The organism is Pseudomonas agarici (assembly GCF_900109755.1).
GTDB classification, from domain to species: domain Bacteria; phylum Pseudomonadota; class Gammaproteobacteria; order Pseudomonadales; family Pseudomonadaceae; genus Aquipseudomonas; species Aquipseudomonas agarici.
On sequence record NZ_FOAR01000003.1, the window covers coordinates 46,454 to 58,243 of the forward strand.

At 60.8% G+C, this 11,790-nt stretch carries 9 protein-coding genes; 3 read left to right on the plus strand and 6 right to left on the minus strand.

Annotated features, from left to right (window positions below; translation table 11 throughout):
* Window positions 1-18: 18 nt before the first annotated feature.
* Window positions 19-1,254 carry a M20/M25/M40 family metallo-hydrolase gene (locus tag BMX68_RS03525; protein WP_017131977.1) on the minus strand — a complete coding sequence of 412 codons (1,236 nt, stop codon included), beginning with the start codon at window positions 1,252-1,254 and terminating at the stop codon, window positions 19-21.
* Window positions 1,255-1,468: 214 nt separating this feature from the next.
* On the opposite strand from BMX68_RS03525, the gene BMX68_RS03530 reads away from it, so the two are divergent.
* Window positions 1,469-3,505, plus strand: coding sequence for a sensor histidine kinase (locus BMX68_RS03530; protein WP_017131976.1), 2,037 nt, complete (start codon window positions 1,469-1,471; stop codon window positions 3,503-3,505).
* A gap of 2 nt (window positions 3,506-3,507) precedes the next feature.
* Window positions 3,508-4,092 carry a cob(I)yrinic acid a,c-diamide adenosyltransferase gene (locus tag BMX68_RS03535; RefSeq protein ID WP_017131975.1) on the plus strand — a complete coding sequence of 195 codons (585 nt, stop codon included), beginning with the start codon at window positions 3,508-3,510 and terminating at the stop codon, window positions 4,090-4,092.
* A 58-nt stretch (window positions 4,093-4,150) separates the two neighbouring features.
* Here the strand turns inward: BMX68_RS03535 and BMX68_RS03540 are convergent, their stop codons facing one another.
* From BMX68_RS03540 to secA, 3 genes are all read right to left on the minus strand, one after another.
* Window positions 4,151-5,092, minus strand: a complete 942-nt coding sequence (locus BMX68_RS03540) for a Nudix family hydrolase (RefSeq protein WP_017131974.1) — start codon at window positions 5,090-5,092, stop codon at window positions 4,151-4,153.
* A 124-nt stretch (window positions 5,093-5,216) separates the two neighbouring features.
* A complete protein-coding gene (gene argJ, locus BMX68_RS03545) occupies window positions 5,217-6,434 on the minus strand; it encodes a bifunctional glutamate N-acetyltransferase/amino-acid acetyltransferase ArgJ (RefSeq protein WP_017131973.1) in 1,218 nt (405 codons plus the stop codon).
* Between the two features lie 131 nt (window positions 6,435-6,565).
* Complete coding sequence (gene secA, locus BMX68_RS03550; protein ID WP_017131972.1) at window positions 6,566-9,301, minus strand: preprotein translocase subunit SecA; 2,736 nt, start codon at window positions 9,299-9,301, stop codon at window positions 6,566-6,568.
* Between the two features lie 307 nt (window positions 9,302-9,608).
* On the opposite strand from secA, the gene BMX68_RS03555 reads away from it, so the two are divergent.
* Entirely contained in the window at window positions 9,609-10,064 is a 456-nt protein-coding gene (locus tag BMX68_RS03555) for a DUF721 domain-containing protein (protein WP_017131971.1), read from the plus strand.
* Window positions 10,065-10,068: 4 nt separating this feature from the next.
* On the opposite strand, the gene BMX68_RS03560 is transcribed toward BMX68_RS03555, so the two are convergent.
* Both BMX68_RS03560 and BMX68_RS03565 read right to left on the minus strand, forming a co-directional pair.
* Complete coding sequence (locus BMX68_RS03560) at window positions 10,069-11,556, minus strand: helicase HerA-like domain-containing protein (protein WP_017131970.1); 1,488 nt, start codon at window positions 11,554-11,556, stop codon at window positions 10,069-10,071.
* Between the two features lie 34 nt (window positions 11,557-11,590).
* The gene (locus tag BMX68_RS03565; RefSeq protein ID WP_017131969.1) at window positions 11,591-11,788 is read right to left on the minus strand and encodes a hypothetical protein; all 198 of its coding nucleotides are present in this window, start codon (window positions 11,786-11,788) and stop codon (window positions 11,591-11,593) included.
* Window positions 11,789-11,790 lie beyond the last annotated feature (2 nt).

Genomic DNA, 11,790 nt, shown 5'->3' on the forward strand with positions numbered 1-11,790 from the left:
TGTGAATGGATGTCGTGGTTAGCGGGTGATTTCCATCAGCATCCGGGTCAGCAGATAGAGGCGCGGCACCACGCTCTCGACTTCCGCATACTCGTCTTCGGTGTGAATGCCACCGCCGACGATACCGAAGCCATCCAGCGTCGCGGTGCCCATTGCCGCCGACAGGCTGGCATCAGCCGCGCCACCACTGCCCTCCAGGGTCAGCTTGCGACCGATTTCGCCATAGATCGCCTGCGCCTTGGTCGCCAGCGCATCCTGGGCCGGTGTCGGCGACATCGGCGGCAGGCCACGCTGCAGGCTGGTCCTGACCTCGGTGTCGGCAATCAACTTGTTGGCCGAGACCCTGGCCAGGTCGCGCTCGACCCGATCGAACTCCTCCGGCACCAACACCCGTACATCGGCCTTGGCGATGGCTGAATCCGGGATCACATTGACCCGGTCACCGGCCTTGAGCACCGTGAAGTTGACCGTGGTCTGCTTCCCCGGATCACCCAGCTTGCCCAACTGGAGAATCTGGTGCGCTGCTTCCATCGCGGCATTGCGCCCACTGTCCGGAGCCACACCGGCATGGGCCGACTTGCCCTTGACTTCCACTACCGCCGTGCCACTGCCCTTGCGCCAGATCACCAGGCCGTCGGCGGGGCGACCGGGCTCCAGATTCAACGTCACATCGTGTTCCTTGGCCACCCGCTGAATCAGTTCGGTGGTCCCCTTGGAGCCGGTTTCCTCGTTGGTATCGAGCAGGAAGGTGATTTTCGCGTAATCCTTGAAATCAAGGTCTTGGAGGATTTTCAGCGCATACAGACCGGCGACGATGCCACCCTTGTCATCCATGACACCCGGCCCGTAGGCCCGTCCGTCCTTGATATAGAAGGGTTTGGCCGTCGCCGTACCTTCCTTGAAGACGGTGTCCATGTGCGCCATCAACAAAATTCGCGCCTTGCCGGTGCCCTTGAGGGTCGCCACGATGCTCTCGCCCGACGCCGGGGTGGCGGGAAAGGTCTCGATACTCGCCCCGAGCTTTTTCAATTCTTCGCTGACAATCGCCCGGACCTGCTGCAAACCCGGCTCGTAGCCCGACCCCGAATCGATGTTGACCAGCCGCTCCAGCAGCTTCAACCCGTCTTCCTTGTAGTGCTCGGCCCTGTCATGAACCGGCTGGTTGATCTGCGCCAGCGCATGAGGCGCGGCTATCGACAGCGCAACCCCCATGGCAAATCTCGCCAGTGCCGCACGTTTGCAATAAAACCCCATGGTTGTTTTCTCCCTGAACCCAGTTCTTGATGTTTGTCTATCGAACTGCGAGCGCATCGCCCAAGCAACTTACAACGCCGTAAAGCAGCCGTCGACCCGTTCAGTTCGCACTTTAGGCAAAAGACCGTAGTAAAAATCGGCGGTTTGATACACTCATTCATGTTCGATGCGACCAATGCTCGCCCCTTTTTTCCCTTGTCAAACAGGATCCGCAATGCCTCTGCGCCAGCGCCTAGAAAACCTGCCCGTCGGCCAGAAACTCCTGGCGGCCCTGCTGGTGCTGCTGACTACCGTACTGCTGGTGGCCAACCTGACCTTTATCAGCGCGGCTTATTGGATTTCCCAGGAAAGCATGGCACCCCAGGCCTTGCAGATCATCGGTCGGCTGGTTTCAAACCCGAACCTGGCCAGCCAGGCTCTGGACTCCGCCGCAAACGCCGAGATCCTGCTCAAAGAACTCAACACCTATTCCCCCCTGCGGGCCGCCGCCATCTATGACAGTCAGGGTGATCGACTGACTCAACTGCAACACGGTGACCGTCTGACGTTGCCGGAACGCTATCGGGACATCGAAGCCTGGCGCCTGACCGAGTTTCGCAGCAATCAGGTGATCGACATGCCCTATCCAGACCGGGCCTCCGGACACCTGCTGCTGGTGGCCAGCAGCGAGTTACCGGTGGCCTTCTACACCGGGACCCTGACCGCAAGCTTGGGAATCCTGATCTTCAGCGTCCTGCTGTGGCTGATCATTGCCCGGCAAATCAAGCGACTGATCACCCGACCGATCCACGAGCTGGAGGAACTGTCGCGCCAGGTTACCCGCGAAGAAAACTATTCCCTGCGGGCCTCGCGGGGCAACCGCGATGAAATCGGCAGCCTGGCCGAAGCCTTCAATACCATGCTCTCGCGCATCGAAGCGCGTGAACAGCAGCTCAAGCGCGCCCGTGACGACTCCCAGGCCGCCTACGACCAGGCTCAGGGTCTGGCCGAGGAAACCCGGCATACCAACCGCAAGCTGGAGCTCGAAGTCCAGGTCCGCAGCAAGATCGAGAAAAAACTCACTGGCTTCCAGAACTATCTCAATAGCATCATCGACTCCATGCCCTCGGCACTGATCGCCCTGGACGAGCAGCTCTATGTCACCCAGTGGAATCAGGAAGCCAGTACGCTTTCCGGAACCCGCCTGGATGAGGCACTGAACCAGCCGATCTTCCTCGCCTTCGAGCCGTTGAAACCCTTTCTGCCGCAGCTCAAGGACACCGTCGAACAACACAGCGTGGCGAAGATCGAGCGCGTTACCTGGATCAAGGACGACGAAGCCCACCACTATGCGCTGACTTTCTACCCACTGATGGGCGGTGCCGGGCGCGGCGTGGTGATCCGCATCGACGACATTACCCAGCGCCTGTCCCTGGAAGAAATGATGGTACAGTCGGAAAAGATGCTCTCGGTCGGCGGGCTCGCCGCCGGCATGGCCCACGAAATCAACAATCCACTGGGGGCTATCCTGCACAATGTCCAGAACATCCGTCGACGCCTGTCCTCAGAGCTACCGAAAAACCTCGAATACGCCGAACTGGCCGGGATCGACCTGGACACCGTCAATCAGTACCTCAAGAGCCGCGAAGTCCCGCAACTGCTTGACGGCATCCAGCAGGCTGGCGCACGAGCGGCCAAAATAGTCACCCATATGCTCAGCTTCAGCCGGCGCAGCAATCGGGAAATGGCCCCATGCGATCTGCCCGCCCTGATCGACCAGGCCGTGGAAATCGCCGGCAACGACTTCGACCTGGCTATTGGTTTCGACTTCAAGGGCCTGGCTATCATTCGTCAATTCGACCCCCAACTCGGCCCTGTCCCCGGTACCGCCAACGAACTGGAACAAGTGCTGCTCAATCTGCTGAAAAACGCCGCGCAGGCCATCCACCAGCGTGACGACGAGCGTGAACCCGCACGCATCACCCTGCGCACCCGGTTGAACCCGCCATGGGCGGAAATCCAGGTCGAGGATAACGGCATCGGCATGTCGGAGAACATCCGCAAACGCACCTTCGAACCCTTCTTCACCACCAAGGAGATCGGCCAGGGCACTGGACTGGGGCTGTCGGTTTCCTATTTCATCATCACCAACAACCACAAGGGCCAAATGGAAGTGCAATCGGCTCTTGGCCAGGGGACCTGCTTCACCCTGCGCCTGCCGCTGGCCGGTAGCCAGGTCACCTTTCCCATACTGAAGCAAACGGAGCTGTAATCATGGGTTTTCGTCTATCGAAGATTTATACAAGGACCGGTGATACCGGCGAAACCGGGCTGGGCGACGGTCGTCGCGTACCCAAGGATCACCCACGGATCGAAGCCATCGGCGAAGTCGATAGCCTTAACAGCCAACTGGGTTTGCTATTGGCGGGTCTGGCGGAACTGGTGGTCATTCACCCGGAACTGGAGGAATTGATCGAGGTGCTCGCGCCTTGCCAGCATCGTCTGTTCGATCTCGGCGGCGAACTGGCCATGCCGGAGTACCAGGCCCTGAACCAAAGCGAAATCGACCGGCTGGAAGCCACTATCGATCGCTGGAACGAAGAGCTGGGGCCGCTGGAGAATTTCATCCTGCCAGGCGGTTCGATGCTGATTGCCCAGGCCCATGTCTGCCGTAGCCTGGCACGCAGCGCGGAACGCCGTTGCCAGCAGCTCAACGCCGTGGAACCACTGGGCGGCGTGGGCCTGGCCTATATCAATCGGCTATCGGATCTGTTCTTCGTCGCCGCCCGACTGATTGCCCGGCGTGAGAAGGTTGCCGAGATTCTCTGGGAAGCGACGAAAAGCCCTCCCGCTCACTGATCGGCGCGACGCCAGGGCATCTGTAGAAACCGGTCTCAGATGCCCGTGCCTGGACCGGTTAATCCGGCCAGAACGCGCGGATACCCGCCACCCCTTGTGCTCCGTTCTCCCAGGCGCGTTGCCGCTCCTGCGGACCCACGCCACCGAGCAGATACACTGGCCGATTGAAACCGCTGATCAACTGCCGTGCCTGGTCCCACCCCAGAGGCTGTGCATCCGGATGGGTCGGGGTCGGCTGGACCGGCGACAGGGTGACGAAATCCACGCCCATCTGCTCGGCCAGCGCCAGCTCCTGCGCATCATGACATGACGCTGCCAACCAGCGATCCTGAGGCAATGGGCGACCGGCACCGGCGTATTGGCGCAACTGCGCGGCGGTGACATGCCAACCGGCCGAAGGAAAATCGCCCAGCCATTCAAAAGGCCCCTTGAGCATCAATTGTGCCTTGCCGGCACACAAACCGGTCGCATCCACCGCCAGGTCGCGATACTTCGGGTCATAACCGTTCGGTGCACGCAACTGGACTAACTTGATCCCACCGGCAATCGCCTTCTGCAGGCCTCGCAACAACTGCGTCGTCTCCAGGTCTTGCGGCGTGATCAGGTACTCGCCTGGCAACCGGGCTGCCGCGATGATCGCTTGGTTGGCCGCCGGAAACTGATAATCCGCCAGTTCCCGCCGCGTGACCCAGGCCAAGGGCTGACCTTCGGCCCCATGAGGCTCACCGGTAAAAGCCGAGACCTCCCAGACATCCAACAATACCGCCTTGTCCGGATAGTCATGCCGTACCTTGATCAGTGGCCGGGCTGTAATCACCACGATACCCAGTTCTTCGCGCAGCTCACGGGCCAGGGCCGCCAACACCGTTTCACCCTCCTCGACCTTGCCGCCGGGAAACTCCCACAAGCCACCCTGATGCTGGGAATCGGCCCGCCGAGCGATCAGGATCCGCCCGTCTATGTCTCGAATAACCGCCGCTGCCACCTGTACGGGTTTCACACTAAAAGCTCCTACAGTCCGCTCGTTTCTTGAGAGTCGGCGTTTGTGCACAAACTCGTGAGTGGTCTCACGGGCTAGCCAGCCGGGAGATCGGACCGCTGGCTCCTCCGGGACCGCGCCGTCCTTACGTGCGGTATTCCGCGTTGATCTTCACATACTCATGGGACAGATCCGTGGTCCAGATCGTTTCGCGGCACGCACCACGTCCCAGTTCGATACGAATGATGATTTCCTCACGGGCCATCACTGCCGCTCCCTGCTCCTCGGTATAAGTCGCGGCGCGAGCACCACGGCTGGCGATGCAGACTTCACCGAGAAACACATCGATCTTGCTCACATCGAGGTCGACGACACCGGCGCGACCGACCGCTGCCAGGATGCGTCCCCAGTTCGGGTCGGAGGCGAACAGCGCGGTCTTGATCAGGGGGGAATGGGCCACGGTGTAGCCGACGTCCAGGCATTCCTGATGAGTACCGCCGCCATTGACTTCAACCGTGACGAACTTGGTTGCGCCTTCGCCGTCACGGACAATCGCCTGGGCCACTTCCATGCAGACTTCGAACACCGCCTGCTTCAGCGCTGCGAACAGCGGGCCGCTGGTTTCGCTGATTTCCGGCAATTTGGCCTGGCCGGTAGCAATCAGCATGCAGCAATCGTTAGTCGAAGTGTCGCCGTCGATAGTGATACGGTTAAACGACTTGTTGGCGCCGTCGAGCAGCAGGTTCTGCAGAACGTCACGGGAGACTTTGGCATCCGTGGCGATATAACCGAGCATGGTCGCCATGTTCGGTCGAATCATGCCGGCACCTTTGCTGATACCCGTCACGGTGACGGTGACGCCGTCGTGCTGGAACTGGCGGCTGGCGCCCTTGGGCAAGGTATCGGTGGTCATGATGCCGGCGGCGGAGGCGGCCCAGTTATCCACCGACAGGTCGTCCAGCGCGGCCTGCAGGGCACCTTCGATCTTCTCGACCGGCAATGGTTCACCGATCACGCCGGTGGAGTATGGCAGTACGGCGTTCGCATCGACGCCCGCCAGCTCGGCCAATCGCGCGCAAGTACGGGCCGCGGCCACCAGCCCAGGTTCGCCGGTACCGGCGTTGGCATTGCCAGTGTTGGTCAACAGGTAACGCACCGCTCCCTGTACACGTTGCTTGGCCAGAATCACCGGCGCAGCGCAGAACGCATTCAGGGTAAACACGCCGGCCACCGTGGACCCTTCGGCACAGCGCATGACCACGATATCCTTACGCCCTGGGCGCTTGATACCCGCCGAGGCGATACCGAGTTCAAAACCGGCAACCGGGTGCAACGTTGGCAACGGGCCAAGACCAACAGCCATGAATGCGCTCCTTTGAATGTTCAATGTAATGTCTGCACTGTCGTCAAAAGGGACAGTGTTTCAAATGGAAAAACGCCGCGACGGCAAGGCAAGCCAGTCGCGGCGCGGTGCTTCAGAGTCGAACAAAAATCTTAGCTGATCTGTCCATGGCAATGCTTGTACTTCTTGCCCGAACCGCAGTAGCACAGCTCGTTGCGACCCAACTTCTGCTCGTTGCGTACAGGAGTGCTGGCCAAGGCCACATCAGCCTCTTCCCCCAGCACTTGCGGCGCTTCCAGACCAGGCGCTTCGGCGTGTTGGAACTGCATGCGTTGGGCCAGGGCTTCGGCTTCCTGGCGCAGGCGGGCTTCTTCTTCGACCGGATCTTCGCGGCGCACCTGAACGTGGGACAGCACACGGATCGAGTCGCGCTTGATCGAATCGAGCAGTTCGGAGAACAGCGTGAACGACTCGCGCTTGTACTCCTGCTTCGGGTTCTTCTGGGCGTAACCGCGCAGGTGAATACCGTGACGCAGGTGATCCATGGTTGACAGGTGATCTTTCCACAGATCGTCCAGCACACGCAGCACGATCTGTTTTTCAAAGGTTCGCAATGCCTCGGCGCTGGCCTGATCTTCCTTGTCCTTGTAAGCCGCCAGCAGCTCGTTCAAAAGCTTCTCGCGTAGCGTTTCCTCGTACAGATGATCGTCTTCGTCGAGCCACTGCTGGATCGGTAGCTTCACGCCGAAATCGGTTTCCAGGGCAGCCTCCAGCCCGGCTACGTCCCACTGCTCCGGCAGCGACTGTGGCGGAATGTGGGCGCTGACCGTGGCGTTGAGCACATCCTGGCGGAAGTCGGAGATGGTTTCGCCGATATTATCGGCCGCCAGCAACGTGTTGCGCATGTGATAGATCACTTTACGCTGCTCGTTGTTAACGTCGTCGAACTCGAGCAGTTGCTTACGGATGTCGAAGTTGCGCCCTTCGACCTTACGCTGGGCCTTTTCAATGGCATTGGTCACCATCCGGTGCTCAATCGCTTCGCCAGGCTGCATGCCCAGGGCCTTCATGAAGTTCTTCACCCGATCGGAGGCGAAGATGCGCATCAGGCTGTCTTCCAGGGACAGGTAGAAACGGCTGGAGCCGGCGTCACCCTGGCGACCGGCACGACCACGCAGTTGGTTATCGATACGGCGCGATTCATGACGCTCGGAAGCGATCACCTGCAAGCCGCCCGACTCAAGCACTTGCTGATGGCGCTTCTGCCAGTCGGCCTTGATCTGGGCAATCTGCTCCGGCGTCGGGTTTTCCAGCGAGGCCACTTCGACTTCCCAATTGCCGCCCAGCAGGATATCGGTGCCGCGACCGGCCATGTTGGTGGCAATGGTCAGAGCGCCGGGACGACCGGCCTGGGCAATGATTTCCGCCTCCTTTTCGTGGAACTTGGCGTTCAGGACCTTGTGCTCGATCCCTTTCTGATTGAGCAGGTTGGACATGTGCTCGGAGGTTTCGATGGTCGCGGTACCCACCAGCACCGGACGCCCCTGCTTCAGGGACTCCTCGATATCGGAGATGATTGCTGTGTATTTCTCGTCGGAGGTCAAGAACACCAGGTCGTTGTAGTCCTTGCGGGCCAGCGGCTTGTTCGGCGGGATGACCATCACCGACAGGCCGTAAATCTGATGGAACTCGAACGCTTCGGTGTCGGCCGTACCGGTCATGCCGGACAGCTTGGTGTAGAGACGGAAGTAGTTCTGGAACGTGGTCGATGCCAAGGTCTGGCTTTCGGCCTGGATATTGAGGTTTTCCTTGGCTTCGATGGCCTGGTGCAGGCCCTCGGACAGACGGCGCCCCGGCATGGTACGGCCAGTGTGCTCGTCGACCAGGACCACCTGGCCATCCTGCACGATGTATTCGACGTTGCGGTGGAACAACTTGTGCGCACGCAGGCCAGCGTAGACGTGGGTCAGCAGGCCCAGATTGTGCGCCGAGTACAGGCTCTCGCCTTCGGCCAGCAGGCCGACCTGGGTCAGCATCTCTTCGATGAATTGGTGACCGGCTTCGTTCAGCTCAACCTGGCGAGTCTTTTCGTCGATGGTGAAGTGACCCTCCTTGGTCACCACGCCTTCGACTTCCTCGATGTGCTGGGTCAGGCGCGGGATCAGCTTATTGATCTCGGTGTACAGGCGCGAACTGTCTTCGGCCTGGCCGGAGATGATCAACGGGGTACGGGCTTCGTCGATCAAAATAGAGTCGACTTCATCGATCACGGCGAAGTTCAGCTCGCGCTGGAACTTCTCTTCCATGCTGAACGCCATGTTGTCGCGCAGGTAGTCGAAACCGAATTCGTTGTTGGTACCGTAGGTGATATCGGCGGCATAAGCGGCACGCTTTTCTTCCGGCGGCTGGAATGGCGTGACGACGCCGACCGTCAGGCCGAGGAACTCATAGAGTGGACGCATCCAGTTGGCGTCGCGGCGAGCCAGGTAGTCGTTCACCGTCACCACGTGCACGCCCTTGCCGGACAGTGCATTGAGGTAGACGCCCAGGGTGGCTACCAGGGTTTTACCCTCACCGGTACGCATCTCCGCGATCATGCCTTCATGCAAGGTCATGCCGCCGATCAACTGCACGTCGAAGTGGCGCATGCCCATAACACGCTTGCCGGCTTCACGGGCGACCGCAAAGGCTTCCGGCAGAATCTTATCGAGGGTTTCACCTTTGGCTATGCGGGCCTTGAACTCTTCGGTCTTGGCGCGCAACTGCTCATCCGAAAGGGCCACCATTTGCTCTTCGAAGGCATTGACGATCTGTACCGTCTTGAGCATGCGCTTGATTTCACGCTCGTTCTTGCTTCCAAAAAGTTTCTTTAACAAAGGCGCAAACATATCGGCAGGTTCTTCCACACATAGGGATGGAGGGCGGCCCCGTGAGTCGCCCGAGCAGCCCTCATGGCCGCATGCGAACGAGCATTCTACCCGGAAACGATGGTGAGGAAAGTGGCGTTATTCCACGATGCTGGCACAGCGCTTTGACGGGGCCACTCTAAAATAAGGTCTTTTTCCCGAACTTCAAGCTATCAAGCCCGGAAACTGGTTGCAGACTGTAGGAGCAAAGCCGGTCTGCATCAATGGGCGCGGCTGGCCTGGTCGTTTCTGCTACCATGACGGCTCTGTTACTTCAGGTGTCTGAATCATGGCATTTCGCCCTCTTCCCGCCCGGGCACCCGCCGTCCTGCTTCGCGAGGCCAAACCGCTGAAAGCGATTTTCAGTCATGCCCAACGCCTGGCTCACCTGCAACGCCTGGTGGAAAGCCAACTGCAGCCAGCGGCACGCGAACACTGCCATGTGGCTTCCTGGCGCGAAGGCAGCCTGCTGCTGATCGTCACCGACGGGCACTGGGCGACCCGCCTGCGCTACCAGCAAAAACGCCTGCAACGACAATTGCAAGCGTTCGACGTGTTCATCGGCCTGACCCGCATCCTGTTCAAGGTACAACCACCGACCGTCCAGCAGGGCGCGGCGGGCCACACCATGGACCTGTCAATCAATGCCGCGCAAACCATCCAGGAAACGGCCGAGGGCATCAACGACCCCAACCTGCGCGCGGCCCTCGAACGCCTGGCCAGCCACGCCCGGCCCAAGGCCTGAACACTCAACGGCGCTTATTGCCGCCGAGCAACGAGCCCATCAAACCGCGTACCAACTGGCGTCCCAGCTGATTGGCGGCCTGGCGCATGGCGGACTTCAGCGCCTGCCCCGTCGCCGTGCCGAGGAACTCGCCGGCCTTGTCGGCCAAGCTCGGCTCCTGGCCCGCCACTTCGTCGGTAGGTGCCGGTGCTTCGCTAATCGGCGCCTTGCGCGCTATCAGGATTTCATAGGCCGACTCACGGTCGACAGGCTTGTCATAACGACCGAGCAGGGCCGACCCGGCAATCAGGGCCGCCCGCTCGGCTTCGCTCAACGGCCCGATACGCGATTGCGGCGGCGCGATCAGCACCCGCTGGACCCTTTGCGGCGTGCCCTTGTCCTGCAAGGTACCCACCAACGCCTCGCCGATCCCCAGTTCGGTCAATACCGCCAGGGCCTCGAACGCCGGATTGGGCCGAAAACCCTCGGCGACCGCCCGTAGCGATTTCTGTTCCCGAGCGGTAAAGGCCCGCAGCCCGTGCTGAATTCGCAACCCCAACTGCGCCAGGATCGCATCGGGAAGGTCACCTGGCGACTGCGTGACGAAGTACACCCCGACGCCTTTCGAGCGAATCAGCCGGACCACCTGCTCCAACCGATCCTGCAAGGCTTTCGGGGTACCGGCGAACAACAGGTGTGCTTCATCGAAGAACAGCGCCAACAGCGGCTTGTCGGCATCGCCACGCTCGGGCAATTGCTCGAACAGCTCAGCGAGTAGCCACAGCAGGAACGTTGCGTAGACCTTGGGCGCTTCGTGCACCAGGCGGCTGGCATCGAGCAGATGAATCTGTCCACGCCCGTCGCCCGTCGCCCGCAAGATATCCTCCAACTGCAAAGCCGGCTCGCCGAACAGCGCTTCGGCGCCCTGCTGCTCCAGGGTCGCCAGGCGCCGCAGCAGCGCCTGGCTGGAAGCCGCAGTCATCAGGGCGGCGTCCTCGCCCAACAACTGCGGATGGTCCTTGAGGTGATTGAGCAGCGCCTTGAGGTCCTTCAGGTCGAGCAACAACAGACCTTCGCGATCAGCCACCTTGAACGCGGCATATAAAGCCGACTGCTGGCTGTCCGTCAGTTCCAGCAACGCACCGATCAGTAGCGGCCCCATTTCGCTCAGGGTCGTGCGCAACGGATGGCCGGATTGTCCATGAATATCCCACAAGGTTACCGGATAGGCCCTGGCCTGGTAATTCAGCCAAGGCATGCCGGCGATCCGCTCGGCCACCTTGCCCTGGGGATCGCCCGGCGCGCCCAGGCCACACAGATCACCTTTGATATCCGCCGCGAACACCGCGACCCCGGCATCGCTGAAGGCTTCGGCCAGGCGTTGCAAGGTCACCGTCTTGCCGGTCCCGGTGGCCCCGGCGACCAAGCCGTGACGGTTGGCCAGGCGCATCGCCTGACCGATGGGTTGAGCCATCGGGTCGGCGCCGAAAACAAGTTGTGCAGGATCCGTCATGTCGTCACCCAAGGTGAGTCGCTGAGACAAGTCTCTAGCATTTTAGCGGACCGGGGGACACATCGATGAAAATCGTCTCGGACTCAGCTTGCAACTGCTGCCAGAGCTCGGCGGCACCGGGAAACGCGGTGCCGTGCTCACGACTCATGGCTTCGGGGTCATAGCGGCTCAGACAGCCTTCCCCCAGGGTCGGCGGTGCCCTGGAGGTGGCCTTGTCGAGTGGATCGCTCATCA